We start from the raw sequence: 24,559 nt of genomic DNA on the forward strand, positions 1-24,559 counted from the left end.
GCGTGATTCTGCGACACACCTTCGCCCCGCCCAACAACACCCGCCTGAGCCATCTCTGCGGGCCCCTGGACGCGCACCTGCGGCGCATCGAGGAGGCGCTGGACGTCAAGGTCGCGCACCGGCACGAGCAGTTCAAGGTCGAAGGCCACAAGGAAAACGCGCAGCGCGCAATGGCCGTGCTGCAGGCGCTCTACGAGATCGCCCAGCGCCCGATCGACGCGGCCGTGGTGCAGCTCACGCTCGCCGGCGACAGCACGCTCGGTGAGGCCGAGGATGGCGCCGCCAGGCTGGCCACCCGGCGTACCGACCTGCGCGCCCGCACGCCCAACCAGAGCGTGTACCTGCACAACATTGCCGAGCACGACATCACGCTGGGCATCGGTCCGGCAGGCACCGGCAAGACCTACCTGGCCGTGGCCAGCGCGGTCGATGCACTGGAACGCAGCGCGGTGCAGCGCATCGTGCTCACGCGACCGGCGGTGGAGGCCGGTGAGCGGCTCGGCTTTCTGCCCGGCGATCTGACGCAGAAGGTCGACCCCTACCTGCGTCCGCTGTACGACGCGCTCTACGACCTGATGGGCTTCGACCGCGTGCAGAAGGCTTTCGAGCGCAATGCGCTGGAGATCGCGCCGCTGGCCTTCATGCGCGGGCGCACGCTCAACAATGCCTTCGTGATCCTCGACGAGGCCCAGAACACCACGCCCGAGCAGATGAAGATGTTCCTCACGCGCATCGGCTTCGGCGCCAAGGCAGTAGTCACGGGCGACGTCAGCCAGATCGACCTGCCCAAGGCGCAGCTGAGCGGCCTGATTGATGCGGAACGGGTGCTCAGGCGAGTGAACGGCATCGCGATCACGCATTTCACCAGTGCCGACGTGGTACGGCATCCGCTGGTGGCTCGCATCATCGATGCCTATGACGGCGCGCGCAAACGCGCCACGACGCGCTGATGGCGCTGGCCAGCTTGTCGCTGTCGCTCCAGTTCGCGCGCTTTCGCGAGGCGGCGCGTCACCGCACCGCATTGCCGCGGCACCGGGTCGCACGATGGATCCGGCACGCGCTCGAGGCCGACGGCGAGATCACGGTGCGCATCGTCGATGCCGAGGAAGGCCAGCAGCTCAACCGCGAGTTCCGTGGCAAGGACTACGCGACCAACGTGCTGACCTTCGACTATGCGCAGCGCCCGGTCGTCATGGCCGACCTGGTGCTGTGCGCACCGGTGGTCGCGCGCGAGGCGAAGGAGCAGCGAAAGACCCTGGCCGCGCACTACGCGCACCTGCTGGTGCACGGCACGCTGCATGCGCAGGGCTGGGACCACGAGACGGGCGAAGTGGACGCCGAGGCGATGGAGGCGCGCGAGATCGAGATCCTCGCCGGCCTCGGGATCAGGAACCCCTATCGCCTATGAAATCTGCAGCGGAATGGTGACCGGCCCGTCATTCACCAGGCGCACCTGCATGTCCGCGCCGAATTCCCCGGTGGCGACCACCGGATGCGCCGCCCGCGCCTGGGCGACGAAATACGTGTAGAGCCGCCGCCCCTCGTCGGGCGGCGCAGCCTGGGTGAAGCTGGGCCGGTTGCCCCCGCTGGCATCGGCCGCGAGCGTGAACTGGCTCACCACCAGCAGGCCGCCGCCCGTGTCCTGCACGCTGCGGTTCATCTTGCCGGCCTCGTCCGAAAAGATGCGCAGCTTGAGGATCTTCGCCAGCATCCGGTCCGCCTGCGCCTCGCCGTCGCCGCGTTCGGCGCACAGGAGCACCAGCAGCCCGGGCCCGATGGCGCCGACGGTGGCGCCCTCGATGTCGACACGCGCCTCGGCCACGCGCTGCAGCAGCGCCTTCACCGGGGCGTCTCCTCGATCCGCGTGGCGCGCGCCTCCATGCCCAGCGGCAGCAGCTGGATGGTCACGCGCAGCCCAGGCACGGCGTCCATCAGGGCCTGCTCGAGCGCGTCGCGCAGGTCCGCGGCGCGCTGCAGCGGCCACTCGCCGGGAACATGCATGTGCAGGTCGGCGAAGCGGCGCTGGCCGGCGCGGCGCGTGGCGATGTCGTCGAAGCGCAGCTGCCGGCCCTCGGGCACGCTGGCAGCGAAATGCTCCAGCGCGGCATGCAGGAGGGCCTGCGACTCGGGGTCGAGTGCCTCGTCCATCAGGCCCTGCGAGGAGCGCCAGACCAGCTTCACACCCTCGCGTGCGATGTTGAGCGCCACGCCGATCGCGAGGAACGGATCGAGCCACAGCCAACCGGTCAGTCCGACCGCGACTATGCCTACCAGCACCCCGGCCGAGGTCCATACATCGGCCACGAGGTGTTTCGCATCGGCCTCGAGCGCAATGGAGCGATGGGTGCGCGCAGCGCGGAACAGCGCGAGGGCCAACGCCGCATTCAGCGCCGAGCTGAGTACCGACAGCGCCAGGCCCCAGCCCAGTTGCTGCAACGGCTCGGGCGAGAGCAGCCGCACGACCGCTGCCCACACGATGGCTGCGGCCGCGGCGATGATCAGGACGCCTTCGAAGCCGGAGGAGAAATACTCGGCCTTGTGATGGCCGTAGGGATGGTCCGCATCGGCCGGGCGCGCCGCGATCGTCACCATCGCGAGCGCGAACATGGCGCTCGCAAGGTTGACGAAGGACTCCATCGCATCGGAGATGAGGCCCATGGAATTTGTCAGCCAGCCGGCCGCGCCCTTCAGCACGATGGTGGCCAACGCGACCGCGATCGAGATGCGCAGCAGCAGCTTCGGGCTCAACGCACCGGACGATGGAGAGGGAACCAGGGACGACAAGAAGCACTCAGACAGGCGCCGCAGCGGGACGCCGATTATCAGGTTCAGCTGTGCGGGTCACGTCGTCACGTACCATCTTCTGGTCAATCGAGAACTATTGTTGCAGCACAACATGAACAAGATATGCCTTGCCACAATGCTTTGTGGCCTTCTCCTGTCCGGCGGCGGTGTGCTCGCACAGAGTACGCCCGCAGCACCCGCATCGCCTGCTGCACCGGGCATGACGTCCGCCGCTGCGGAGCACGCGGGCATTCTCAAGTCCGTGCGCGGCAAGGTCCTGCTGCTGGGCGGCGACGGCAGCGCACGGCCGGCTCAGCCCGGTGATCCCATCGCGCCCATCGACCGTCTCCAGACAGATGCCGACTCGGCCGCCAGCCTCGTGCTGCGCGATGGCACGACCATGGTGGTGGGGCCCTCGTCGCGGCTCGATCTGAAGCAGTTCCATTTCAATTCGACGACGCGCGATGGCGGGCTGCTGGTGTCGCTGCTGCGCGGCTCGCTGCGCATGGTCACCGGGCTGATCGGAAAGACGCAGCCCGATGCAGTGCGCGTGGAGACCCAGACTGCCACCATCGGCATTCGCGGTACCGACTTCATCGTCGAAGCGGACGTCGCACAGTAATGGTGTTTCGCCGCCCCGCCCTTCTCGCCGCCGCACTGTCGGGCGCGCTGCTCGCAGGCTGCGCTGCGCCATTCACGACGCGCGTGACCCTGCTGCCACAGGCAGACGGCTCGTCCTCGGCCGTGATCGTGCGGGCCAACAACGACGATGAACGGACGCTGTCCCAACCCTACCAGCGCGCCACCGCCAAGGCGCGAGGCGGACCGGTGATCGATCAGGTCGACGCAGCCCGGCTGCGGACCGAGCACGAGGTGCTCTTCGAAATGATGCCGGAGCCGGTGCTGAACTACACCGTGTACTTCGATATCGGCGGCCTGGTTCTCACCGGCTCCTCGCAGATCGCGATGAACGACGCCCTCAAGGCCGCGCTGGCGCGCAGCGGCGGCGAGATCGTGGTGACGGGGCATACCGACACGCTCGGTTCCTCAGTCCGCAACGACGAGCTGTCGCGGCGCCGCGCCGAGCAAGTCAGGCAGCTGTTCCTGGCGCAAGGCTTCCCAGCACATCGGATCGAGGTGGCGGGCCGCGGCGAGCGCGACCTGGCCATCCCGACGGCAGACGAGGTCGAAGAGCCGCGCAACCGTCGCGTGACCATCGACGTCCGCTAGGAACCGGGGCCGTCAGCTGAGCGTGACGCGGGCGAACTTGCGTTTGCCGACCTGCACGACGTAGGTGCCGGCGGCCAGCTTGAGCCCCTTGTCGCCGACCACGCTGGAGTCCACGCGCACGCCGCCGCCGTCGATCAAACGGTTGCCTTCCGAAGTCGACGGCGCCAGGCCCGCCTGCTTGAGCAATTGCGCGATGCCCAGGGGGGCCCCCGACAGCGAAACCTCCGGGATCTCGTCAGGCACGCCGCCCTTGCTGCGGTTGATGAAGTCCTGCTCCGCCGCTTCGGCCGCGGCCGCGCTGTGGAAGCGCGCGGTGATCTCCTTCGCCAGCGCCACCTTGGCGTCTTTCGGATTGCGGCCGCCATCGACCTCGGCCTTCAAGGCCGCGATCTCGGCCAGCGAGCGGAAAGACAGCAGCATGTACCAGCGCCACATGAGCTCGTCCGAGATCGACAGTACCTTGGCGAACATGGTGTTGGCGTCTTCGCTGATGCCGATGTAGTTGTTCTTGCTTTTCGACATCTTCTCGACGCCGTCCAGTCCCTCCAGCAACGGCATCGTGAGAATGCACTGCGGCTCCTGGCCGTATTCCTGCTGCAGATGGCGGCCGACCAGCAGGTTGAACTTCTGGTCGGTGCCCCCCAGCTCGAGGTCCGACTTGAGCGCTACGGAGTCGTAGCCCTGCATCAGCGGGTAGAGGAATTCATGCACCGAGATGGACTGGCCGGCCTTGAAGCGCTTGCTGAAGTCGTCGCGCTCCATCATGCGTGCCACCGTGTACTTCGCGGCGAGCTGGATCATGCCGCGCGCCCCCAACGGATCGCTCCACTCGGAGTTGTAGCGAATCTCGGTCTTCGACGGGTCCAGCACCAGGCTGGCCTGGCGATAGTACGTCTGCGCGTTGGCCTCGATCTGCTCGCGCGAAAGCGGGGGCCGGGTGCTGTTGCGGCCTGAAGGATCGCCGATGGTCGTGGTGAAGTCGCCGATCAGGAAGATGACCGTATGGCCCAGGTCCTGCAGCTGCCGCATCTTGTTGAGCACCACCGTGTGGCCGATGTGAATGTCCGGGGCGGTCGGATCGAGGCCCAGCTTGATGCGCAAGGGCTGGCCTGTAGCCTCCGAGCGTTGGAGCTTCTTCACCCACTCGTCTTCGGGCAGCAGTTCGTCGGTGCCACGAAGTGAAATTTCGAGGGCTCGTCCTACACCTTCGGACAGACTTGTGGTTGTAACAAAACCCGTTTTCATGGCAAATTGCGGCAGTTTTTCGTATGTCCGAAGCTATACTTGCCCCGACTTTCTCAAGCGCCGGATTCTAAGCGGCGCTTTTTTCCGCTCCGCCCTGCCGCCCGTTCGACACGGCTTCTCGCAGCGCGGATTTGCAGAACCTGAGCTGGAATTCGCAGTTTTGATCAACGGCATTTTGGCCGCCGAAGAAGCGCTTGCTTCGCGGCTGGCGCACACCTTTCGGACCTACCCGCGGCAGATCACGGCCGCCATCGCCGCCCTGCTGCTGTCTGCCGGCGGCGGTGCCTTCGCTGTCGCTTCGCTCGGCCCGGACGCGTCCGAACTGCCCGTCAAGCAGGTGTTCGAGGCTGTCAAGCCGCTCGCCTTCGAGAACCAGGTGGAGGCGCTCGACACCCACGGCTTCACCCTCTTCCGCACCGAGACCACGCGCTCGAGCGACACCGCCGAGGCGCTGCTGCGGCGCCTGGGCATCGCCGACGATGCCGCGGCCGCCTTCGTGCGCGGCAATCAGGAGGCGCGCATGGCGCTGCTCGGCCGCCCGGGCCGCACCGTCACGGCCGAAGCCAGCCAGGACAACACGCTGCAGAAGCTCAGCGCCCGCTGGATCCCCGACGGCGATGGTGCCTTCAAGCGCCTGGTGGTCGAAAAGGTCGGCAGCGGCTTCCGCGCCCACACCGAAATCGACGCCCTGGTGCCTGGCACACGGCTGGCCAGCGGCATCGTCCGCACCTCTCTCTTCGCCGCCACGGACGACGCGCGGATCCCCGATTCGGTGGCCAGCCAGCTGGCCGACATCTTCTCCGGCGAAGTCGACTTCCGCTCGCTGCGCAAGGGCGACCGCTTCGCCGCCGTCTACGAGACCTTCGAAGCCGATGGCCAGACGCTGCGCAGCGGCCGCGTGCTGTCGGCAGAGTTCGAGAGCAACGGCAAGCTCCACCAGGCGCTGTGGTTTCAGGAGCCCGGGCAGAAGGGTGCCTACTACCGCCCGAACGGCGACAGTCTGCGCCGCGCCTACCTGAACTTCCCGGTCGAGTTCACACGCGTATCGAGCGGTTTCGCGACGCGCATGCACCCGATCCTCAACACCTGGCGCCAGCACAACGGCGTGGACTACGCGGCACCGACCGGCACAGCGGTGCGCACCGTGGGCGATGGCACCGTGGAGTTCGCGGGTACGCAGAGCGGTTACGGCAACATCGTGATCGTGAACCACCGCAACAACCAGCAGACGGCGTATGCGCACCTCAGCCGCATCGACGTGAAGACCGGCCAAACCTTGACCCAGGGCCAGACGGTGGGCGCCGTCGGCTCGACCGGCTGGGCCACCGGCCCGCACCTGCATTTCGAATTCCGCATCAACGGCGAGTACCACGATCCCGCAACGATTGCGCAGCAGGACGGCGGGGCGCCGATCTCTCCGGCTGCGCGACCTTCGTTCGACCGGCTGGCACTCGCCACGCGCACCGAGCTGGCCGCTGCCTTCTCCGTCGTCCAGGCCAGCGCCGATTAGGCGTTTCCCCCTCCGGCATGGCTGAAGATCTCTTCATCGGCCTGATGTCCGGCACCTCGCTCGATGGTGTTGACGGCGTTCTGGCCGACTTCTCGGGCGGGCGCATCTCCGTGCGAGCCCATGCCACGGCGAGTTTCCCGGTTTCGCTGCGCGCCGAGCTGTTGGCGCTCAATTCCGTGGGCGGCGACAACGAATTGCACCGCGCCGCCCTGGCCGGCAACGGGCTCGCGCGCGTCTATTCCGAGGTGGTCCACCAACTGCTCGCCGACACCGGCACATCGCCCGCGGCCGTGACAGCCATCGGTGCGCACGGGCAGACCGTGCGGCACCGGCCCGGCGAGTTCGACGATATCGGCTACACCTTGCAGATCAACAACCCCTCGCTCGTTGCGGAGCTTACCGGCATCTGCGTGGTGGCCGATTTCCGCAGCCGCGACCTCGCGGCCGGCGGCCAGGGCGCGCCGCTGGTACCCGGCTTCCACCGAGCGCTGTTCGCGCGCGACGAGCAGGCCGTAGCGGTGCTCAACATTGGCGGCATCTCCAATCTGAGCCTGCTGCCTGCCGGCAGCGGCACGGTGCTGGGCTTCGACTGCGGCCCCGGCAATGCGCTGCTCGACCATTGGTGCCAGAGCCATCTTGGACAGCCCTTCGATACGGATGGCCGCTGGGCCGCCACCGGCCGCGTGCTGCCCGACCTGCTCTCGCGCTGTCTCGCCGACCCCTACTTCGCCAAGCCACCGCCCAAGAGCACCGGCCGCGACCTGTTCAATCCCACCTGGCTAGTCGGGCGCCTGGCGGGCGCAGCCGGCGAGTCGGCCGATGTGCAGGCAACGCTGGCCGAGCTGACGGCCGTCGTGTGCGCCACCGAGCTGCAGCGCCATGGCAAAGACATCCGCCTGCTGATCATCTGCGGCGGCGGTGCGCTCAACGAGCACCTCATGGGGCGCCTGCGAGCCCTTCTGCCCACGGTCCAGGTGCTCTCCTCGGCCGAGCGCGGCCTGCCGCCTCAGCAAGTCGAGGCGGCCGCCTTCGCATGGCTGGCGCGCAGCACGGTCCGCCGGGAATCCGGCAACCTCGCGAGCGTGACGGGCGCACGCGGAGCCCGCGTGCTGGGCGCGATCTACCCGGCCTGAATCGCCGCCGCTAGTGCTGGCCCGAAACTTCGGGTTGCTCGGGTTGGACGGCCCTCGCGTGCGGCGGCAGGTGCCAGAAGATCAGGGCCGAGGCCACCGTGATGAGCCCCATGCTCGAGAAGGTCGCCTGGAAGGCATGCAGCGTGGCCAGCGCATCGAGGCTGCCAAACACCTCGGTGTAACCTGCCAAGACCGCGCTGGCACCCGCGACACCCAGGCTCATCGCCAGCATCTGCACCATCGAGAGCAGGCTGTTTCCGCTGCTGGCCATGCCTTCATCGAGGTCGCGCAAGGTCACGGTGTTCATCGCGGTGAACTGCAGCGAATTGACGGCGCCGAAAGCCAGCAGCTGCAGGATGTGCAGCACCACCGGCTGCGACGGCGCGGCCAGGCCGAAGCTGGCCATCGTGAGCCCGACGAGCGCGGTATTGACCACCAGCACCCGGCGATAGCCGAAGCGGGTGATCAGCGGCGCGGCGGCCCGCTTCATCGCCATGCCGGCGAGTGCGATCGGCAGCATCATCAGCCCGGCGCGAAGCGGGGTGTAGCCCATCGAGACCTGCAGGAGCAGCGGAATGAGGAAGGGCATGCAGCTGCTGCCGAGGCGCGAGAACAAGTTGCCCAGCAGGCCGATGCTGAGCGTCGGAATGGAGAAGAGCGAAGGGGAAAAAAGCGGGTCTGGCCGACGGACCGCATGCAACCAATACGCAGTGATGCTGGCGAAGCCAAACACCAGCAGCAGCAGCACGCCTGCCTGGCGCAGGCCCAACCCTGAAACACCATCGAGTGCCAGCGAGACGGCAACCATGCCGAAGGCCAGCATGGCGTAGCCCACGCTGTCGAACGGCCGCTGCTGCACGGCCCGAAGGTCCGGCATCAGCCTGAGCGTGGCCAGGCACCCCGCCAGCCCCACCGGCACGTTGATCAGGAAGATCCAGTGCCAGGAGGCGTACTGCACCAGCCAGCCACCCAGCGTGGGGCCGAGAAGCGGACCGATCAGCCCTGGAATCGCCACGAAGCTCATGGCTGCCAGGAACTCCGCACGAGGCACCGTGCGCAGCAGCGCCAGCCGTCCCACCGGCAGCAGAAGCGCGCCGCCCAGGCCCTGGAGCACCCGAGCAGCCACCAGCGGGCCGATGCTGCGCGACAACGCGCAGGCCACCGAGCCGAGCACGAACACCACGATGGCCGAGAAGAACACGCGCCGGGTCCCGAAGCGGTCGGCGATCCAGCCGGAGGCCGGGATCAGCATTGCCATCGTCAGCGAATAAGCCACCACCACCGACTGCATTCGCAGCGGGCTCTCTCCCAGGCTGGCGGCCATGGCCGGCAGGGCGGTGTTGATGATGGTGGCGTCGAGCGTCTGCATGAAGAACCCGACGGCCACCAGCCACAGCAGGCTCTTGCGCATGGAAACAGGATTGCTCATGGGAAGAACGGCAAGCAGCAAAAAGCCGCCCGAAGGCGGCTCTCTGTTGCGGGGTCAAGGCATCAGGCCGAGAAGCTGGACCCGCAGCCGCAGGTGCTCGTGGCGTTCGGGTTCTTGATCACGAACTGGGCTCCCTGCAGATCTTCCTTGTAGTCGATCTCGGCGCCGACAAGGTACTGGTAGCTCATGGCATCGATCAGCAGCGACACGCCGTTCTTGGTCATCGTCGTGTCGTCCTCGTTCACGATCTCGTCGAAGGTGAAGCCGTACTGAAAACCCGAGCAGCCACCGCCTTGGACGAAGACACGGAGCTTGAGGTCGGGATTGCCTTCTTCGGCGATCAGGTCGGCCACCTTGGCGGCCGCGCTGTCCGTGAAGACGATCGGTTCGGGCATCTGGGTTTGAATGTTTTCGGCAACGGCGCTCATAAGATAGAGAACTCCTGTGGAGGGGCCGAACGGAGCGGCCAACTCAAGAATGCTACTGCAATAACCAAAAAACCGCCCGAAGGCGGTTTTTTGGCAGTACGGGCCATAAGCCCAAGGCAATCGGCGGACCGATCAGCGCTTCGAGAACTGCTTGCGGCGGCGCGCGGAATGCAGGCCGACCTTCTTGCGCTCCACCTCGCGGGCATCGCGGGTCACGAAGCCGGCCTGGCTCAACACCGGCTTGAGCGACGCGTCATAGTCGATCAGCGCACGGGTGATGCCGTGGCGCGTCGCGCCAGCCTGGCCCGATTCGCCACCGCCCGCCACATTGACCATGATGTCGAAGCTCTCGACGTTGCCGGTCAGGAAGAGCGGTTGCCTGGCGATCATGATCGAGGTTTCGCGGCCGAAGAACTCAGTGATGTCCTTGCCGTTGACCGTGATCTTGCCGGTGCCTTTTTTCAGAAACACGCGGGCGACGCTGGATTTGCGACGGCCGGTGCCATTGTTCCATTCACCAATCATTCTCAAGGCTCCTTAGAGTTCCAGCACTTTGGGCTGTTGGGCGGTGTGCGGATGCTCTGCACCGCCGTACACCTTGAGTTTCTTGATCATGGCGTAACCCAGCGGGCCCTTGGGCAGCATGCCCTTGACGGCCTTTTCCAGGGCGCGGCCTGGATGCTTGGCTTGCATGTCGCGGAAGTTGGTGGCAGTGATGCCGCCCGGGTATCCCGAATGGCGGTAGTACACCTTGTCAAGCGGCTTGGCGCCGGTGACGCGCAGCTGGGCTGCGTTGATGATGACGATGAAGTCACCGGTATCGACGTGAGGCGTGTAAATGGCCTTGTGTTTGCCGCGCAAACGGAGAGCAACTTCGCTGGCTACTCGTCCGAGGACCTTGTCGGTCGCGTCAATCACAAACCACTCGTGCGTCACGTCAGCGGGCTTGGCGCTGAACGTTTTGGTCATGAGTCTTCCTGGAAGGAAAGTGGTTTGGCGGGCCCTTTTCCACGGTCGGTGTTCCTCTGATGGGAATCTCTTAGGTGGGGTCGAATGCTCCGCCGCGGGGCCACAAAACGCTGCGAAGCCCGCGATTATATGAAGAATGAGTACAGGCAGGCAAACGGCGCCTGTGGCACTACCGCAGCACCGACCGACTCGGTCATCTCATCGGTGGAGCTGGCGTTCCCAGCGCATGCCGGACTCAGATCCTTGCGGGCGCACCCTCCAGCGGGCGAGGATGCCGCCGACAGGCGCGCTTGCCGACACAAACCGGCCGTCCTGCTTCGTGCCGTGGGTGACGCAAGCGCAGCCCGTCACAATAGACAACGCGCCCGTGCGCGCGCACAGGCCCAAAATCGCCAGCTGACTCGCATTCCTCGTTCCCTTTGTAATCGGATGTGACGGCGCGTCTACCCTCCCCAGTTCTGTTCCAGGCCCTACTCTCATGTTCAGCTACCGCCACGCCTTCCATGCTGGCAATCACGCCGACGTGCTCAAGCACACGGTGCTGATCGCCGCGCTCGAGCACCTGCTCGAGAAGGACACCGCGCTCACCGTGCTCGACACCCACGCCGGCGCCGGGCTCTACCGCCTCGACGGCGACTACGCCGGCACCAGCGGCGAGGCTGCCGAAGGGGTGCTGCGGCTGCTGCCGGAAGCGGCCAAGCCAAAGCCCGACGAGGCGCCGCTCGCCGACGCCCTGGCACGCTACCTTTCCGTGGTCCAGGATTTCAATCCCAAGGGCGGCGCGCGCATCTATCCCGGCTCGCCCTTCATCGTCCATCACTTGCTACGCGAGCACGACAAGCTCAAGCTCTTCGAGCTGCACCCCACGGACGCGCGCACGCTGAGTGCCAACATCGCCCAGCTGGAGGCAGGTCGCCGGATCGCCGTGCTGCGCGACGACGGCTTCGGCAGCGCCACCAAGTTCCTGCCGCCACCGTCGCGCCGGGCGCTGGTCCTCTGCGACCCCAGCTACGAGATCAAAAGCGATTACGGGCGCGTACTCGACTTCGTCGCCGAGGCGCTCAAGCGATTCGCGACCGGTACCTACGCGATCTGGCACCCGATCATTCCGCGGCCCGAGGCGCACGACCTGCCGCGCCGCCTCAAGACCCTGGCCACCAAGGCCGGCAAGCCCTGGCTGCACGCCACGTTGACCGTGAAGTCGAGCAAGATCCTGACCGACCCCTCCGGCGTCCAGCACCGGCCGGGGCTGCCCGCGAGCGGCATGTTCCTTGTCAATCCGCCCTTTACGCTGAAGGGCCAGCTCGAAGCGGCCCTGCCCCAGATGGCGCAGCGCCTCGCGCAAGATCGCCACGCTGCCTTTTCGCTCGACAGCGGCGGCTGAGCGAAACCTTCAGTGCCGCAGGCGAGGCGGCACCTCGCGGATACGCCGGGCCGCCGGCCTTCTGGCAGGCTTCTCGGCCTTGGCTTCCGGCGGCGGCTCGTCGGTCGCGGCAGGATCGATGTCCGCATCGCCGCAACGCGTGCCGTTCTCGCCCATGATCGACAACGCCACCTGCTTGATCCCCAACCCAAGCATGCCCAGCGCATCCGCAGCGGCCCGGCTGAGGTCGATGATCCGCCCGGCCGAATAAGGCCCGCGGTCGTTGATGCGCACCAGCACCTCGCGGCCGTTGACCAGGCTGCGCACGCAGACGCGCGTATTGAACGGCAGCGTCTTGTGGGCGGCCGTCATGGCGGTCATGTCGAAGCGCTCGCCGTTGGCGGTCTTGCGCTGATGAAACTGGATGCCGTACCACGAGGCACCGCCGCGCTCGAAGATTTCGCGCGAGCCTGCGTCACCGGGCACGCCGTCGTCCTCGGCCATGCCCGAAACCGCGAGGTCGTAGCGCACCGAAGGCACCTGCGAACGCGGCGCTGCGCCCGGCGGCAGCGCAGGCTGGCGGGCGAGAGGGCGGAGACCGGTGCCGCTTTCGCCTGCCGAGGTCGTCGGCGCGGGCGCAGGCGCTGGCGGCTGCGTGGTGCAGGCGGCCAACGCAGCGGCGGCCAAAACCAGCGCGAGCCTTTTCGCGAGCCAGGGCCCGCTCATTCTTCCCAGCCCAGCCGCTGCAGCAACGCGAGCGTCGCTACCGACTGGTTCATGGTGTAGAAGTGCAGGGCCGGCGCACCGCCGCTCACTAGCCGGGCGCAGAGATCGGTCACCACGTCGAGGCCGAAAGCCTTGATTGATGCGGTGTCGTCGCCGAAGCCCTGCAGCCGCAGCCGGATCCAGCGCGGGATCTCGGCGCCGCAGGCATCGGAGAAGCGCATCAGCTGTGTGGAGCTGGTGATCGGCATGATGCCCGGGACGATCGGCGCGTCGAGTCCGAGCCTGCGCGCCTCCTCGACGAACCGGAAATACGCCTCCGGACTGAAGAAGTACTGCGTGATCGCGGCGTCGGCACCGGCGCGAACCTTGGCTGCGAAGGCCTGCAGGTCGGCCTCGGGCGAGCGCGCCTGCGGATGCACTTCGGGATAGCACGCGACCTCGATGTGGAAATCGCGGCCCGTTTCCTCGCGGATGAAGCCGACCAGGTCGCTCGCATAGTGAAACTCGCCGCCCATGCCGTAGCCGCTGGGCAGGTCGCCGCGCAGGGCCACCAGGCGCTTGACCCCCATGGCCTTGAGCTCCTTCAGCTGCTCGCGCACGGTCGTGCGGGTGGCGCCGATGCAGGAGAAATGGCAGGCGGCATCGACCCCCTCCCCGAGGATCTCGCGCACCGTCCCGAAGGTGCCCTCGTGCGTGGAACCGCCTGCGCCGTAGGTCACCGAGCAGAACTCGGGCCGCAGCGCATAGAGCTGCTGGCGGACGGCCCGCAGCTTGACCACGCCTTCGGGCGTCTTGGGCGGAAAGAATTCAAAGCTCAACGGTGGGCGCACGGGCGGCTCCTGGTGGGCCGCTCGCGAGAGCGGCATGAATGAAGAATTCGCGGTTGCCGTCGCCACCTGCGATGGGACTGTCGAACCAGCCCCGTACCCGCAGGCCGAGCGCTTCGCAGGCCGCGCGCACGCGCTGCTCGACCACCGCGTAGAGCGAGGCATCGCGCACGATGCCGCCCTTGCCGATCTGCGCCGGCTGCAATTCGAATTGAGGCTTGACCAGCATGAGGAGTTCGCCTGTCGCGGAGAGCAGAGGAACCAAGGCGGGCAGCACGAGCGTGAGCGAGATGAAGGACAGGTCGCCGACGATCAGGTCGAACTGCGACTCCGCCGGCGATGCGGCGCCCCAGGCCGAAGCGTCGAGCGCGCGTGCATTGACACCCTCGACGGCGGTGACGCGCGGATCGCCGCGCAGCCGGGGATGCAGCTGACCATGCCCGACATCGACACCCACCACGTGCGCAGCCCCTTGCTGCAGCAGGCAATCGGTGAAGCCGCCGGTGGACTGGCCGACGTCGAGGCAACGCTGGCCGCGCACCTCGATGCCCGCTGCGCCGAGCGCGCCCTCGAGCTTCCGCCCGCCGCGCGAAACATAGCGCGCTTCGGCCGGGTCGAGCAGTTCGAGCTCGGCATCCTTCGGCACGTCTTCGCCGTTCTTGCCTACCGTGCGCCAATGCGCACCGTCGCGCCAGCGCAGCCCGCCTGCGATCAAGCGCACGGCTTGCGAGCGCGACTCGGCCAGGCCGCGTTCGACGAGCAACTGGTCGGCGCGCACGGTGTTGCGCGGCCTCCGCTCAGTAGCGGTAGCTGTCCGGCTTGTAGGGGCCGTTCTTGTTCACACCGATGTACGCGGCCTGCGCGTCCGTCAGCACCGTGAGCTCCGCCCTGAGCTTCGACAGCTGCAGGCGCGCGACCTTCTCGTCCAGGTGCTTGGGCAGCACGTAGACCTTGCCGGCCTGATACGCGTCGGGCTTGGTGAAGAGCTCGATCTGCGCGATCGTCTGGTTGGCGAAGGAGGAGCTCATCACGTAGCTCGGATGGCCCGTGCCGCAGCCCAGGTTCACCAGCCGCCCCTTGGCCAGCAGGATGATGCGCTTGCCGTCCGGGAAGATCACGTGGTCGACCTGCGGCTTGATCTCTTCCCACTCGTACTTCTCGAGCGAGGCAACCTCGATCTCGTTGTCGAAGTGGCCGATGTTGCACACGATCGCCTGGTCCTTCATGGCGACCATGTGGGCGTGCGTGATGACGTCCTTGTTGCCGGTGGTCGTGACGAAGATGTCGGCCTTGTCCGCGGCATACGCCATGGTCACGACGCGGTAGCCTTCCATCGCGGCCTGCAGCGCGTTGATCGGGTCGATCTCGGTCACCCACACCTGGGCGCTGAGCGCGCGCAGCGCCTGGGCCGAGCCCTTGCCCACGTCGCCGTAGCCGGCCACCACCGCCACCTTGCCGGCGATCATCACGTCGGTGGCGCGCTTGATGCCGTCCACCAGCGACTCGCGGCAGCCGTAGAGATTGTCGAACTTGCTCTTGGTCACCGAATCGTTCACGTTGATCGCGCGGAACAGCAGCGTGCCCTTGGCGGCCATTTCGTTGAGTCGGTGCACGCCGGTGGTCGTCTCCTCGGTCACGCCGATGATCTCGGCGGACTTGCGCGTGTACCAGGTGGGATCGACCGCCAGCTTGGCCTTGATGGCGGCGTAGAGGATGCGCTCCTCGTCGCTGGTCGGATTCGCCAGCACGCCCTGGTCCTTCTCGGCCTTCTGGCCCAGGTGCATCAGCAGCGTGGCGTCGCCGCCATCGTCCAGGATCATGTTCGGGCCCTCGCCGGCCGAGCCCTTCGGGGCGAAGTCGAAGATGCGATGGGTGTAGTCCCAGTAGTCGTCGAGCGACTCGCCCTTGATCGCAAACACCGGCGTGCCGGCGGCGGCGATTGCGGCGGCCGCGTGATCCTGCGTCGAGAAGATGTTGCAGGAAGCCCAGCGCACCGTGGCGCCCAGTGCCTGCAGGGTCTCGATCAGCACCGCGGTCTGGATCGTCATGTGCAGCGAGCCGGTGATGCGCGCGCCCTTCAGCGGCTGGCTCTTGGCGAATTCTTCGCGGATGGCCATGAGGCCGGGCATTTCGGTTTCGGCAATCTTGATTTCCTTGCGGCCCCAGGCGGCAAGGGACAGGTCGGCGATTGCCTGGTCGGCAGTGGACACCGGGGAAGCTTTGAGAACAGCGCTCATGAGGACTCCAAACAAGTTTGAATGAGGCCGCTGCTTTCGGGTTCTGGCGGAACAGACTCACCCGCGAGAACAGCGGTTGAGCGTGGTTGCGATGTGTGGTCCGAGCCTCACGCCTGGCGGCGCTGCAACGCTCCTCGGAAGGCGGCATTTTAGCGCCTGCGGATTTTTCGGGGCCAGCAGCGAGTTGCCGTGCCTCCTGGACTGCTCCCGGTCCCTCCTGGACTTCCCCATCCGATGACCAATGCCACCGTGGCCCGGCTCGAGGCGGCGCCGTCCTCGGCCCCGGGCGGCCACAAGCTGCTGCTCAAGTCCAAGGATGGCGAGCAGACCGTCATCGTGCCGCCGGGCACGCAGGTCGTGACATTCAAGCCGGGCGGCGCCCATCAGGCCGCGCTCGTGGTGCCGGGAGCCAAGGTGGTGATCACCGCGCAGGTGAAGGACGGCCGGCCCACCGCCCTGCGCATGCTGGTCGGGCGCAACGGGTTCACGCCGCCGATGTGAGCCGCTCTCGCTAAAATTACGGGCTTTGCCTACCAGCCGCCCGCGCCCGTGAGCGCGCACTGCGTTCACTCCCATGTCCTTCGCCTCCGAAACCCGCCGCCGTCGCACCTTCGCGATCATTTCCCACCCCGACGCCGGCAAGACCACGCTGACCGAGAAGCTGCTGCTGTTCTCCGGCGCGATCCAGATCGCCGGCTCGGTGAAGGCCCGCAAGGCCTCGCGCCATGCCACCTCCGACTGGATGGAGATCGAGAAGCAGCGCGGCATCTCCGTGGCAAGCTCGGTGATGCAGATGGTCTACCGCGAGCACGTGATCAACCTGTTGGACACGCCGGGCCACAAGGACTTTTCCGAAGACACGTACCGCGTGCTGACCGCGGTCGACTCGGCCCTGATGGTGATCGACGCCGCCAACGGCGTCGAAGCGCAGACCCGCCGCCTGATCGAGGTCTGCCGCCAGCGCGACACACCCATCATCACCTTCGTCAACAAGATGGACCGAGAGGTGCGCGAGCCGCTCGAGCTGCTCGACGAGATCGAGCGCGAGCTGGGCATGCCCTGCGTGCCCATGACCTGGCCGGTGGGCCAGGGCAAGAGCTTCGGCGGCATCGTGAACCTGCGCACGAAGGCGATGACGGTGTTCGAGTCGGGCAGCGAACGGCTGCCGCAGGACTTCGAGACCGTTGCGCTGGCCGAACCCGACGCGCTGAAGAAGCGCTTCGGCCACGAGTTCGAAACCGCCATGGAGAGCATGGAGCTCGCCACCGGCGCATCACCGGCCTGGGACCGCGAGGCATTCCTCTCGGGCAAGCAGACGCCGGTCTTCTTCGGTTCCGGCGTCAACAACTTCGGCGTGATGGAGGTGCTCGACGCGCTGGTCGAGCTGGCGCCGCCGCCGCAGCCGCGCACCAGCACCACGCTGGTCAATCGCCAACCCGTGTTGCGCGAGATCAAGCCCGACGACAAGGACTTCGCCGGCGTCGTCTTCAAGGTGCAGGCCAACATGGACGCCAACCACCGCGACCGCATCGCCTTCGTGCGCATGGCCTCGGGCAAGTACACGCCGGGCATGAAGCTCAAGGTGCAGCGCACCGGCAAGGAACTGCGCCCGACCAGCGTGGTCACCTTCATGAGCCAGCGGCGCGAAGCCGTGGAAGAGGCCTACGCGGGCGACATCGTGGGCTTCACCACGCACGGCGGCGTGCAGCTGGGCGACACCATCACCGACGGCGCCTCGCTGCAGTTCACCGGGCTGCCTTTCTTCGCGCCCGAGCTCTTCATGACCGTGATCCTCAGGAACCCGCTGCGCACCAAGCAGCTGCAGCAGGGCCTGGCCCAACTGGGCGAGGAAGGCGCGATCCAGGTGTTCCGGCCCGAAGTGGGCGGCCCGATGCTGCTGGGTGCCGTGGGCCAGCTGCAGTTCGAGGTGGTGCAGCACCGGCTCAAGACCGAGTACGACGCCGACGTGCGGCTCGAAGGCTGCCAGTACACCGGTGCGCGCTGGATCACGGCCGACACGCCGGCCGAGCTGCGCGCCTTCATCGACGCCTACCCGGCGCGCATGGCGCGCGATGCGGCCGATACGCTGGCCTACCTGTGCACCTCGCCCTATGACGTGCGGCTGGCGCAGGAGCGCTTTCCCAAGATCCACTTCCATCCGTTGCGCGAGCACGCGGGCCTGGCCCTGCAGAGCGCAGGCTGACCATGCCCCCCCCACTCGGCACTGACGTGTCCTCGCTGCCCTCCGAGGGGGCGCAGCCGCCCTTGGGGCGGCCCGGCGGCCGGCTGATGCTGCCGCTCGACGCCTGGCCCACCGAGGCGCGCGCTCAGCTCGTCGGCGTGTTCACCGACATCGACGACACGCTGACGACCGAGGGCGCCGTCACGCCGGATGCGCTCGACGCCATGAGTGCGCTGCGGGCCGCCGTGCTGAACCTCGTGGCCATCACCGGGCGGCCGGTGGGCTGGAGCGAGCCCTTCGCGAACGTCTGGCCGGTCGATGCGATCGTGGCGGAGAACGGCGCCGTCGCGCTGGTGCGCACTGCCGCGGGACGCATCGAGAAACGCTACCAGCAGGATGCCGCGACCCGAGCGCGCAACTTCGAGCGCATGCAGGCCGTGCTCGCGCGCATCGAGCGCGAGATTCGTGGCGCGCACCGCGCAGCCGACTCTCCCGGCCGGGAATGCGACATTGCCATCGACCACAGCGAATTCACCCGGCTCGACGACGCCACCATCTCGCAGGTGGCCGACCTGATGCGCAGCGAAGGCATGCACGCCACCGTGAGCAGCATCCACATCAACGGCTGGTACGGCGAGCACGACAAGCTCGAGGGCGCCCGCTGGATCGTGCGCGAGCTGTGGGGCCGCCGGCTCGACGAGGAAATGCAGCGCTGGGCCTACGTGGGCGACTCCACCAACGACGCGCTGATGTTCGAGCATTTCACTCACAGCGTGGGCGTCGCCAACGTGCGCCGCTTCGAGGCCGCCCTGGCGCATCTGCCGCGCTATGTCGCGCGCAGCGAGCGCGGTGCCGGCTTCGCCGAAGTCGCGGCGGCAGTGCTCGCCGCGCGCTGAGCGCGGCCAACTTCTTGAGCGGGCGCGCCGATCGAGTCCGGTGCGCGCATCAACCGGCCGCCGGCCGGCGGCCGAACCACGGACGCGCCTCCTCCAGCTGCGCGCAAAGGCGCAGCAGCAGCCCCTCCTCTCCCTGGCGTGCTGCGAACTGGCAACCGACGGGCACGCCGCCTGCCGTCCAGTACAGCGGCACCGATGCCGCCGGCTGCCCCGTCACGTTGAAGAGATAGGTAAAGGGCAAATAGGCCTCCAGCTGCCCGAGCCAGCGCGCCGCGTCGCCCGAGCGGATGTCGAACCAGCCGATCGGCCGCGGCGTCTGCGCCAGCGTCGGCGTGAGCCAGGCGTCGTAGCGCTCGAAGAAGGCCGCGACGCGGCGCGACTGCCGGTGCAGCGACTGCAGCTGCAGGATGAACTCGCTCGCGCCCATCGCCCGGCCGCGCTCGGCCAGGGCAAGCGTCAGCGGCTCGACCTGGTCAGGCGCCGGCATCGCCCCGCCGGTGGCACGCGCGATGTTCGCCATCGTGTTGGCCGCGAACACCGCCTCGAAGCCGCGTGAGACGGCCTGCGCGTCGTACGCCGGCGACGCCTCTTCGACGTGGTGCCCCAGCTGCTCGCACAGGCGTGCCGCGTCTTCCACGGCCGCCCTGCATTCCGCATCGACCGGCACGCCGTTCGGCGCCGTCGCGCTGAACGCGATGCGCAGCCGCCCGGGCGGCTGCCCCACTTCGTCGATGAAGGGCCGCGTCGGCGGCGCCGCCGCGTAAGGGTCCCCCGGCATCGGCCCGGCGATCGCGTCGAGCATGGCGGCGCTGTCGCGCACGCTGCGGCTGACGACGTGCTGATTCGCCAGCCCGCTCAGGCCTTCCCCGCCTTCGGGGCCCGAGGTGACGCGCGCGCGGGTCGGCTTGAGTCCGAACAGGCCGCAGCAGGATGCGGGGATGCGGATCGAGCCTCCGCCGTCGGTCGCATGCGCCATCGGCACCATGCCCGACGCCACCGCAGCGGCCGCGCCGCCGCTCGAGCCGCCCGGCGTGAGCGCGTGATCCCAGGGGTTGCGCGTGACGCCGTAGAGCAGCGACTCGGTGGTCGGCGACAGGCCGAACTCGGGAGAGTTGGTCTTGCCCACGATCACCAGGCCCGCGCGCCGCATGCGCGCGACCACCTCGCTGTCGGCTGCCGGCAGATTGCGCGCATAGAGGCGCGACCCGAACGTGGTGGGCACCCCCGCGACCGAAGCCACCAGCTCCTTCACCAGGAAAGGCACGCCCTGGAACGGCCCGTCCGGCAGGCCCGCCGCGATCGCGGTGCGCGCCGCGTCGTACATCGGAGTGACCACCGCATTGAGTGCCGGGTTGCGTTCCGCGATCCGCGCGAGCGCCGCATCGAGCAGTTCGGCGGCACCGAGCTCGCCGCTGCGCACCATCGCGCCGAGTGCGAGCGCGTCGTGCTGTTCGTAGTCGAAGCTCATGGCCATCTCGAAGCCTCCATGGGTGCCGTCCCGTCGAGGACCGGCGCGACGGACGAGCCGAAGCCCGGCGCCGCCAGCGAGCCGATGTCGACCTGCCCCTGCGCGATGCGCAGGCGCACCCGGCCGTCCTCACGGTGATAAAGATCGGGATGGGCGTCGAGGAACGCCGACGCCTCCGCGTCCGGGCGGCCATCGAAGCCGTCGATGAAGTGGTGCGCGTTGCGCTCCACGTGCGGGATGCCCAGCAGCGCGACCAGCGCGAGGTCCTGCTGCACCGAGAGCCCTGGCTGCGTCGTCAGGTCTTCGGCCGACATGAAGAACCGCCCCGGCGACCCCGCGTTCCACGCCCGGCAGCGCGCGAGGTTGATCACCGACTTGTAGAAGCCCTTGCACGCCTTCGTCGACACGCCGGCGTAGCCGAGCGCGCGTGCCTGCGGGAACGCATCGAGGTCGCCGTCCGACTCGTCGATGATCACCGGCTTGTGCCGCGCGAGCGGCGCGACCGTGGACGCCAGCGCAGCCTGGCGCTTGATGGGTTGTTCGATCAGCAAGGTGGACGCGCAGAGCCGCTCCAGTGCCGGCTCCGCGCGCATCGCCAGCCACAGCGCCTCGGCCGAAGCCGCATCGTCGAACTGCTCGTTGCCGTCGAGCGTCACGTGGATCGGCCCGGGCAGCCTGTCGAGCACCGACGCGATGCGGCGCAGCCGGTCGATGTCCTCATCGCGCCGGCCCGACACCTTGAGCTTGAAGTAGCGCTGGCCGTAGCGCGCTGCCACCTCCTCCAGCGTCTCGGGGAGCCCGTCGCCCACGCGCGTCCCGTCCGGCTGGTCGCGCGCGAGGATCGGGTCGAGCAGCCCCACCGTGTGCCGCACGTGCAGCCGCGTCAGGGGCGACAGGGCCTGGAGGAAAGCGTCGAAGTCCAGGTCCGCCAGGTCGGGCGCCACGGCGTGCGCCCGCATCCCCGGCAAGTTGCGCTGCATCGCGCGCCAGAACCCGACACCTTCGATGCGGCACAGTGCGTCGAGCACCGCGCGGTCGACCAGTGCCGGCCCGTAGCTCACGACGAGCGCCGGCAGCGCGAGCCTGCGGCCGGCATCGAGCAGCTCGCCGTAGTGCTGCGCGAAGAGTTCGAACGCGCTCGACGGCGCGGCCGCCAGGTAGGCCTCGCGCGTGAGCTCGAGGGCCTTGCGCAGCTGGTCGACGTTCTGGGCATCGCTCAGGTCCGGGTTCTTGTCGAACCACTTGGCCCCGAGCGCCTCGGCCGCGAATCCCGTGCCTTCGCGGCCATCCTCGTGGCGCACGCGCACCCGCACGATCGCCTGCCGGCCCTCGGTGACAGTGATGACGCCGAAGCGGAAGGGCAGCCGCAGCCGGTACGGCGACTCGAAGCCTTCGATTGCGAGGACGCGCAGGCGGGGAGCGTCGGCCATGTGTGATCTCTCTCGTTCGGGTTACCAGTGCGGACCGGCGTGCGCCTCGCCCTTGCCCGCGACGCCCGACAGTTCGGTGTAGATGCCGAAGGACAGGCGGCCCAGCTCGGGCGCGGCGCGGGTCTCGGCGGTGCGCGGGCGCGCGATGCGCACCTCGTGGATGTTGGCGACGCGCCCCGGCCGCGGCGACATGACGACCACGCGATCGGCCAGGAACACCGCCTCGGGGATCGAGTGCGTCACGAACACGATGGTCTTGCGTGTGCCGCCGTGCGCGGCCTGGTCCTCGCCCCAGATGCGCAGCAGCTCCAGGTTCATGTCGTCGCGCGTCATGGCGTCGAGCGCACCGAAGGGCTCGTCCATGAGCAGGATCGGCGGATCAAGGATCAGCGCGCGGCACAATGACGCACGCTGCTGCATGCCGCCCGACAGCTCGCCCGGCCGCTTCTCCGTGAAGTCGCCGAGCCCGACCATCTGCAGCAGCCTGTGCGCGCGCTCCCGGTACTTCGACGGATCGAGCCCCGACAGCTCGGCCGGCAGCAGCACGTTGTCGAGCACGCTGCGCCACTTGAGCAGCAGTGCCGCCTGGAACACCATGCCGACCTTGGGGATCGGCTTCTCGACCTTGGCGCCGTCCACCAGGATGCGGCCGCTGGTCACCGGGCGCAGGCCGGCGATGGCGCGCATCAGCGTCGACTTGCCGCAGCCGCTCGGCCCCACGAGCGCGACGAACTCGCCCTCGTGCACCGTGAGCGAGATGTCGCGCAGTGCCTCCACCGGGCCGCTCTCGGCCTGGTAGACCATGCCCGCATGGTCGACGTGGATCAGCGGCCGGCTCACTTCACCGCGAGCGGCATCGCCACTTTGGTGAAGTAGCTGGTGGTGTAGACCGCCTTGCAATCCACCTTCTTCGGCAAGCCCATGTAGGTGTTGACGATGTCGACCGAGCCGCACATCTTCTTCTCGTCGATGTAGCCGATGCCGTTGTCGGCATAGGCCTTGGTGCGCATGAGCTCGAAGCCCAGCAGCAGGTTCGCCTCGATGATCGCAACGTCGATCTCGGGCACGCGCTTCTTGTAGATCGCCAGCGCTTCCTTCGGGTTGGCCATCACGTCGCGCCAGCCCATGTAGGACGCTTCCAGGAAGGCCTTGAGCTGCTGGGGCCGCTCGGTCATGGTCTTCTCGCCGGCCATGATCGACATGGCGTACAGGTCGAAGCCGTAGTCGGCCCACGCGAGCCTTGCGACCTTGCCCTCGCCCATGGCCTTGTCGTAGAACGGCAGGCCGGTGGTGTAGTCGGCCACGCCGTCCATGCGCTTCTCGGCGATCGATGCCACCTTGGCGGTCGGCTCGATGTTGACCCACGTGACCTTGTTGGCGTCGATCTTGTTGAGGCGTGCGAAGGCCGGGAACGCGAGCCGCTGGCTGTCGCCGGCCGGCGCGCCGACCGTCTTGCCCTCCAGGTCGGACGGCTTCGAGAGCGGCGCATCGGCGCGGCTGAAGAAGGTCATCGGCGTCTTGTCGAACACCATGCCGATCATCTTGACCCGGGCACCGCGCCCCACGGCGGAGATGATCGGCACCGCATCGGCCAGGCCCGCGTCGGCGCGGCCGGTGTCGACCTTGGCGATCGAGTCGCCCGAGCCCTTCGAGTTCTCGATCGTCACGTCGAGCCCGCGCTGCGCGTAGTAGCCCTTGTCGAGCGCGACCCAATAGGCGGCGTGGTCCCCCACCGCGAACCAGTTGAGCGCGAACGTGAACTTCTCGCGCGCGGGCGCCTGCGCCTGCGCCTGCGACGGCGTGGACGCGAGCGCGAGGAGAGCCGCACAGGCGGCAGCGACGGGGACGGCGATCCTGGATCTCATGGTGGCTTCCTTCGGAGGACGGTGACGGAGGTTGGCGAATGGATGAAAGAAATCGATCAGGCCGGCTTGTCCTCGGCCCAGGGCGCGAGCAGCAGCGACAGCCCGGCGACCAGGCCGTAGAGCAGCAGGCCGAGCACCGAAATCCACACCAGCGCGGCGAACGCGGCGGGCGTGTTCATGCTGCTCTGCGTGGTGATGATCACGTAGCCCAGCCCACGCTGCGACGCGACGAACTCGCCGACCACTGCGCCCACCACGGCCGAGGTCGCCGTCACCTTCAGCGCGCTGAGGATGTAGGGGTAGGCGTTGGGGATACGGATCTTCATGAAGACCTTCCACTTCGGCGCGCTGAACACGCGGCCGAGGTCGACCAGGTCCTGGTCGATCTGCGTGAGCCCGACCGCGGTGTTGATGACGACCGGGAAGAACCCGATCAGCGCGCCGATCAGCATGTTGGGCAGGATGCCGTAGCCCAGCCACATGAGAAAGAGCGGCGCGATCGCGACCTTGGGCAGCGTGTTGATGAAGACCAGGAAGGGCGTGAGCGCCCGCGAGATGCCTGCCGACCAGGCGATGGCCATGCCCAGCACGACGCCCGCGGCACCGGCAAGGACGAAGGCGCCGAGGATCTCGATGCCCGTGATCCAGCTGTGGAAGAGCCACGGGATCTCGTTGCTCGTCATCGACTGCCACACGGCGAGCGGGCCCGGCAGCAGGTACTCGCGGATGCCGAACACGCTCACCGCCACCTGCCACAGCGCGATGAAGCCGACGAAGAGGCCGATCGCCGGCAGGTAGTGCACGAGAGTTTTCGCGAGGCGATTCATGCATGCGCCT

At 67.8% G+C, this 24,559-nt stretch carries 26 protein-coding genes and 1 riboswitch; of the genes, 10 read left to right on the forward strand and 16 right to left on the reverse strand.

The genetic code is table 11. The features are described from left to right. Positions 1 to 2 precede the first annotated feature (2 nt). The gene (locus tag G3W89_RS24375) at positions 3 to 950 is read left to right on the forward strand and encodes a PhoH family protein (RefSeq protein WP_162576574.1); all 948 of its coding nucleotides are present in this window, start codon (positions 3 to 5) and stop codon (positions 948 to 950) included. Then, positions 950 to 1,408 carry an rRNA maturation RNase YbeY gene (ybeY, locus tag G3W89_RS24380; protein ID WP_162576575.1) on the forward strand — a complete coding sequence of 153 codons (459 nt, stop codon included), beginning with the start codon at positions 950 to 952 and terminating at the stop codon, positions 1,406 to 1,408. The genes G3W89_RS24375 and ybeY overlap by 1 nt, the downstream gene beginning before the upstream one ends. Here the strand turns inward: ybeY and dtd are convergent. Next, entirely contained in the window at positions 1,403 to 1,843 is a 441-nt protein-coding gene (gene dtd / locus G3W89_RS24385) for a D-aminoacyl-tRNA deacylase (RefSeq protein WP_162576576.1), read from the reverse strand. The genes ybeY and dtd overlap by 6 nt on opposite strands. Further along, positions 1,840 to 2,775, reverse strand: a complete 936-nt coding sequence (locus G3W89_RS24390) for a cation diffusion facilitator family transporter (RefSeq protein ID WP_174258339.1) — start codon at positions 2,773 to 2,775, stop codon at positions 1,840 to 1,842. The genes dtd and G3W89_RS24390 overlap by 4 nt, the downstream gene beginning before the upstream one ends. Positions 2,776 to 3,004: 229 nt before the next feature. On the opposite strand from G3W89_RS24390, the gene G3W89_RS24395 reads away from it, so the two are divergent. Together G3W89_RS24395 and G3W89_RS24400 are read left to right on the forward strand one after the other, a co-directional pair. Then, positions 3,005 to 3,406 (forward strand): FecR family protein, encoded by a 402-nt coding sequence (locus G3W89_RS24395; protein ID WP_232076716.1) that lies wholly within the window; start codon positions 3,005 to 3,007, stop codon positions 3,404 to 3,406. Next, positions 3,406 to 4,014, forward strand: a complete 609-nt coding sequence (locus G3W89_RS24400; protein WP_162576577.1) for an OmpA family protein — start codon at positions 3,406 to 3,408, stop codon at positions 4,012 to 4,014. The genes G3W89_RS24395 and G3W89_RS24400 overlap by 1 nt, the downstream gene beginning before the upstream one ends. Before the next feature lie 12 nt (positions 4,015 to 4,026). Here G3W89_RS24400 and tyrS read toward each other — a convergent pair whose 3' ends face one another. After that, positions 4,027 to 5,259, reverse strand: coding sequence for a tyrosine--tRNA ligase (gene tyrS / locus G3W89_RS24405; protein WP_162576578.1), 1,233 nt, complete (start codon positions 5,257 to 5,259; stop codon positions 4,027 to 4,029). Positions 5,260 to 5,419: 160 nt separating this feature from the next. Here tyrS and G3W89_RS24410 point away from each other — a divergent pair, with 160 nt between their 5' ends. Beyond that, complete coding sequence (locus G3W89_RS24410; RefSeq protein WP_162576579.1) at positions 5,420 to 6,769, forward strand: M23 family metallopeptidase; 1,350 nt, start codon at positions 5,420 to 5,422, stop codon at positions 6,767 to 6,769. 17 nt (positions 6,770 to 6,786) lie between these two features. Then, positions 6,787 to 7,902 carry an anhydro-N-acetylmuramic acid kinase gene (locus G3W89_RS24415; protein ID WP_162576580.1) on the forward strand — a complete coding sequence of 372 codons (1,116 nt, stop codon included), beginning with the start codon at positions 6,787 to 6,789 and terminating at the stop codon, positions 7,900 to 7,902. Positions 7,903 to 7,912: 10 nt separating this feature from the next. Here the strand turns inward: G3W89_RS24415 and mdtD are convergent, their stop codons facing one another. From mdtD to rplM, 4 genes are all read right to left on the reverse strand, one after another. Further along, a complete protein-coding gene (gene mdtD / locus G3W89_RS24420) occupies positions 7,913 to 9,331 on the reverse strand; it encodes a multidrug transporter subunit MdtD (protein ID WP_162576581.1) in 1,419 nt (472 codons plus the stop codon). A gap of 62 nt (positions 9,332 to 9,393) precedes the next feature. Then, positions 9,394 to 9,759: an iron-sulfur cluster insertion protein ErpA gene (gene erpA / locus G3W89_RS24425; RefSeq protein WP_068683558.1), complete on the reverse strand. Its 366-nt coding sequence runs from the start codon at positions 9,757 to 9,759 to the stop codon at positions 9,394 to 9,396. Between the two features lie 132 nt (positions 9,760 to 9,891). Beyond that, complete coding sequence (gene rpsI / locus G3W89_RS24430) at positions 9,892 to 10,284, reverse strand: 30S ribosomal protein S9 (RefSeq protein ID WP_162576582.1); 393 nt, start codon at positions 10,282 to 10,284, stop codon at positions 9,892 to 9,894. 12 nt (positions 10,285 to 10,296) lie between these two features. Then, a complete protein-coding gene (rplM, locus tag G3W89_RS24435; RefSeq protein WP_028249522.1) occupies positions 10,297 to 10,728 on the reverse strand; it encodes a 50S ribosomal protein L13 in 432 nt (143 codons plus the stop codon). A gap of 478 nt (positions 10,729 to 11,206) precedes the next feature. Between rplM and G3W89_RS24440 the strand changes: the two genes are divergently transcribed. Next, positions 11,207 to 12,112 (forward strand): 23S rRNA (adenine(2030)-N(6))-methyltransferase RlmJ, encoded by a 906-nt coding sequence (locus tag G3W89_RS24440; protein WP_162576583.1) that lies wholly within the window; start codon positions 11,207 to 11,209, stop codon positions 12,110 to 12,112. A gap of 9 nt (positions 12,113 to 12,121) precedes the next feature. Here the strand turns inward: G3W89_RS24440 and G3W89_RS24445 are convergent, their stop codons facing one another. From G3W89_RS24445 to ahcY, 4 genes are read right to left on the reverse strand one after another with little or no spacing between them, the layout of a single operon-like run. Then, on the reverse strand, positions 12,122 to 12,817 hold the full coding sequence (locus G3W89_RS24445) for a septal ring lytic transglycosylase RlpA family protein (RefSeq protein WP_162576584.1): 696 nt from the start codon (positions 12,815 to 12,817) through the stop codon (positions 12,122 to 12,124). After that, complete coding sequence (metF, locus tag G3W89_RS24450) at positions 12,814 to 13,683, reverse strand: methylenetetrahydrofolate reductase [NAD(P)H] (protein WP_174258283.1); 870 nt, start codon at positions 13,681 to 13,683, stop codon at positions 12,814 to 12,816. Before metF ends, G3W89_RS24445 begins: the two co-directional genes overlap by 4 nt. Beyond that, the gene (locus tag G3W89_RS24455) at positions 13,625 to 14,422 is read right to left on the reverse strand and encodes a TlyA family RNA methyltransferase (protein WP_162576586.1); all 798 of its coding nucleotides are present in this window, start codon (positions 14,420 to 14,422) and stop codon (positions 13,625 to 13,627) included. The genes metF and G3W89_RS24455 overlap by 59 nt, the downstream gene beginning before the upstream one ends. A 19-nt stretch (positions 14,423 to 14,441) precedes the next feature. Continuing rightward, positions 14,442 to 15,881, reverse strand: a complete 1,440-nt coding sequence (gene ahcY, locus G3W89_RS24460) for an adenosylhomocysteinase (RefSeq protein WP_162576587.1) — start codon at positions 15,879 to 15,881, stop codon at positions 14,442 to 14,444. Between the two features lie 71 nt (positions 15,882 to 15,952). Then, a riboswitch (S-adenosyl-L-homocysteine riboswitch) is annotated at positions 15,953 to 16,023 on the reverse strand. Between the two features lie 92 nt (positions 16,024 to 16,115). On the opposite strand from ahcY, the gene G3W89_RS24465 reads away from it, so the two are divergent. From G3W89_RS24465 to G3W89_RS24475, 3 genes are all read left to right on the forward strand, one after another. Then, a complete protein-coding gene (locus G3W89_RS24465) occupies positions 16,116 to 16,382 on the forward strand; it encodes a hypothetical protein (RefSeq protein WP_162576588.1) in 267 nt (88 codons plus the stop codon). A 73-nt stretch (positions 16,383 to 16,455) separates the two neighbouring features. Further along, on the forward strand, positions 16,456 to 18,084 hold the full coding sequence (locus tag G3W89_RS24470; RefSeq protein WP_162576589.1) for a peptide chain release factor 3: 1,629 nt from the start codon (positions 16,456 to 16,458) through the stop codon (positions 18,082 to 18,084). Positions 18,085 to 18,170: 86 nt separating this feature from the next. After that, positions 18,171 to 18,959 (forward strand): HAD-IIB family hydrolase, encoded by a 789-nt coding sequence (locus G3W89_RS24475; protein WP_162577633.1) that lies wholly within the window; start codon positions 18,171 to 18,173, stop codon positions 18,957 to 18,959. Between the two features lie 49 nt (positions 18,960 to 19,008). On the opposite strand, the gene G3W89_RS24480 is transcribed toward G3W89_RS24475, so the two are convergent. From G3W89_RS24480 to G3W89_RS24500, 5 genes are read right to left on the reverse strand one after another with little or no spacing between them, the layout of a single operon-like run. After that, complete coding sequence (locus tag G3W89_RS24480; protein ID WP_232076717.1) at positions 19,009 to 20,433, reverse strand: amidase; 1,425 nt, start codon at positions 20,431 to 20,433, stop codon at positions 19,009 to 19,011. Continuing rightward, positions 20,424 to 21,857, reverse strand: coding sequence for an enolase C-terminal domain-like protein (locus tag G3W89_RS24485; RefSeq protein ID WP_162576590.1), 1,434 nt, complete (start codon positions 21,855 to 21,857; stop codon positions 20,424 to 20,426). Before G3W89_RS24485 ends, G3W89_RS24480 begins: the two co-directional genes overlap by 10 nt. 21 nt (positions 21,858 to 21,878) lie before the next feature. Next, positions 21,879 to 22,661: an ABC transporter ATP-binding protein gene (locus G3W89_RS24490; protein ID WP_162577635.1), complete on the reverse strand. Its 783-nt coding sequence runs from the start codon at positions 22,659 to 22,661 to the stop codon at positions 21,879 to 21,881. A gap of 32 nt (positions 22,662 to 22,693) precedes the next feature. Next, positions 22,694 to 23,722, reverse strand: a complete 1,029-nt coding sequence (locus G3W89_RS24495; RefSeq protein WP_162576591.1) for an ABC transporter substrate-binding protein — start codon at positions 23,720 to 23,722, stop codon at positions 22,694 to 22,696. Between the two features lie 56 nt (positions 23,723 to 23,778). Next, on the reverse strand, positions 23,779 to 24,549 hold the full coding sequence (locus tag G3W89_RS24500) for an ABC transporter permease (RefSeq protein WP_162576592.1): 771 nt from the start codon (positions 24,547 to 24,549) through the stop codon (positions 23,779 to 23,781). Between the last annotated feature and the right edge of the window lie 10 nt (positions 24,550 to 24,559).

Origin of the sequence: Variovorax sp. PBL-H6 (assembly GCF_901827155.1) — a bacterium.
Classification (GTDB): Bacteria; Pseudomonadota; Gammaproteobacteria; order Burkholderiales; family Burkholderiaceae_C; genus Variovorax.

Excerpts from the sequence above, each read along its gene's own strand:
- G3W89_RS24415 (WP_162576580.1), top strand. The coding sequence starts at position 6,787 with ATGGCTGAAGATCTCTTCATCGGCCTGATGTCCGGCACCTCGCTCGAT.
- G3W89_RS24465 (WP_162576588.1), top strand. The coding sequence starts at position 16,116 with ATGACCAATGCCACCGTGGCCCGGCTCGAGGCGGCGCCGTCCTCGGCC.
- G3W89_RS24395 (WP_232076716.1), top strand. The coding sequence starts at position 3,005 with ATGACGTCCGCCGCTGCGGAGCACGCGGGCATTCTCAAGTCCGTGCGC.
- ybeY (WP_162576575.1), top strand. The coding sequence starts at position 950 with ATGGCGCTGGCCAGCTTGTCGCTGTCGCTCCAGTTCGCGCGCTTTCGC.
- G3W89_RS24485 (WP_162576590.1), bottom strand. The coding sequence starts at position 21,857 with ATGGCCGACGCTCCCCGCCTGCGCGTCCTCGCAATCGAAGGCTTCGAG.
- G3W89_RS24500 (WP_162576592.1), bottom strand. The coding sequence starts at position 24,549 with ATGAATCGCCTCGCGAAAACTCTCGTGCACTACCTGCCGGCGATCGGC.
- G3W89_RS24445 (WP_162576584.1), bottom strand. The coding sequence starts at position 12,817 with ATGAGCGGGCCCTGGCTCGCGAAAAGGCTCGCGCTGGTTTTGGCCGCC.
- ahcY (WP_162576587.1), bottom strand. The coding sequence starts at position 15,881 with ATGAGCGCTGTTCTCAAAGCTTCCCCGGTGTCCACTGCCGACCAGGCA.
- G3W89_RS24490 (WP_162577635.1), bottom strand. The coding sequence starts at position 22,661 with ATGGTCTACCAGGCCGAGAGCGGCCCGGTGGAGGCACTGCGCGACATC.
- G3W89_RS24475 (WP_162577633.1), top strand. The coding sequence starts at position 18,171 with ATGCTGCCGCTCGACGCCTGGCCCACCGAGGCGCGCGCTCAGCTCGTC.
- metF (WP_174258283.1), bottom strand. The coding sequence starts at position 13,683 with ATGCCGCTCTCGCGAGCGGCCCACCAGGAGCCGCCCGTGCGCCCACCG.
- erpA (WP_068683558.1), bottom strand. The coding sequence starts at position 9,759 with ATGAGCGCCGTTGCCGAAAACATTCAAACCCAGATGCCCGAACCGATC.
- tyrS (WP_162576578.1), bottom strand. The coding sequence starts at position 5,259 with ATGAAAACGGGTTTTGTTACAACCACAAGTCTGTCCGAAGGTGTAGGA.
- G3W89_RS24440 (WP_162576583.1), top strand. The coding sequence starts at position 11,207 with ATGTTCAGCTACCGCCACGCCTTCCATGCTGGCAATCACGCCGACGTG.
- rplM (WP_028249522.1), bottom strand. The coding sequence starts at position 10,728 with ATGACCAAAACGTTCAGCGCCAAGCCCGCTGACGTGACGCACGAGTGG.
- G3W89_RS24470 (WP_162576589.1), top strand. The coding sequence starts at position 16,456 with ATGTCCTTCGCCTCCGAAACCCGCCGCCGTCGCACCTTCGCGATCATT.
- G3W89_RS24400 (WP_162576577.1), top strand. The coding sequence starts at position 3,406 with ATGGTGTTTCGCCGCCCCGCCCTTCTCGCCGCCGCACTGTCGGGCGCG.
- rpsI (WP_162576582.1), bottom strand. The coding sequence starts at position 10,284 with ATGATTGGTGAATGGAACAATGGCACCGGCCGTCGCAAATCCAGCGTC.
- G3W89_RS24480 (WP_232076717.1), bottom strand. The coding sequence starts at position 20,433 with ATGGCCATGAGCTTCGACTACGAACAGCACGACGCGCTCGCACTCGGC.
- mdtD (WP_162576581.1), bottom strand. The coding sequence starts at position 9,331 with ATGAGCAATCCTGTTTCCATGCGCAAGAGCCTGCTGTGGCTGGTGGCC.
- G3W89_RS24495 (WP_162576591.1), bottom strand. The coding sequence starts at position 23,722 with ATGAGATCCAGGATCGCCGTCCCCGTCGCTGCCGCCTGTGCGGCTCTC.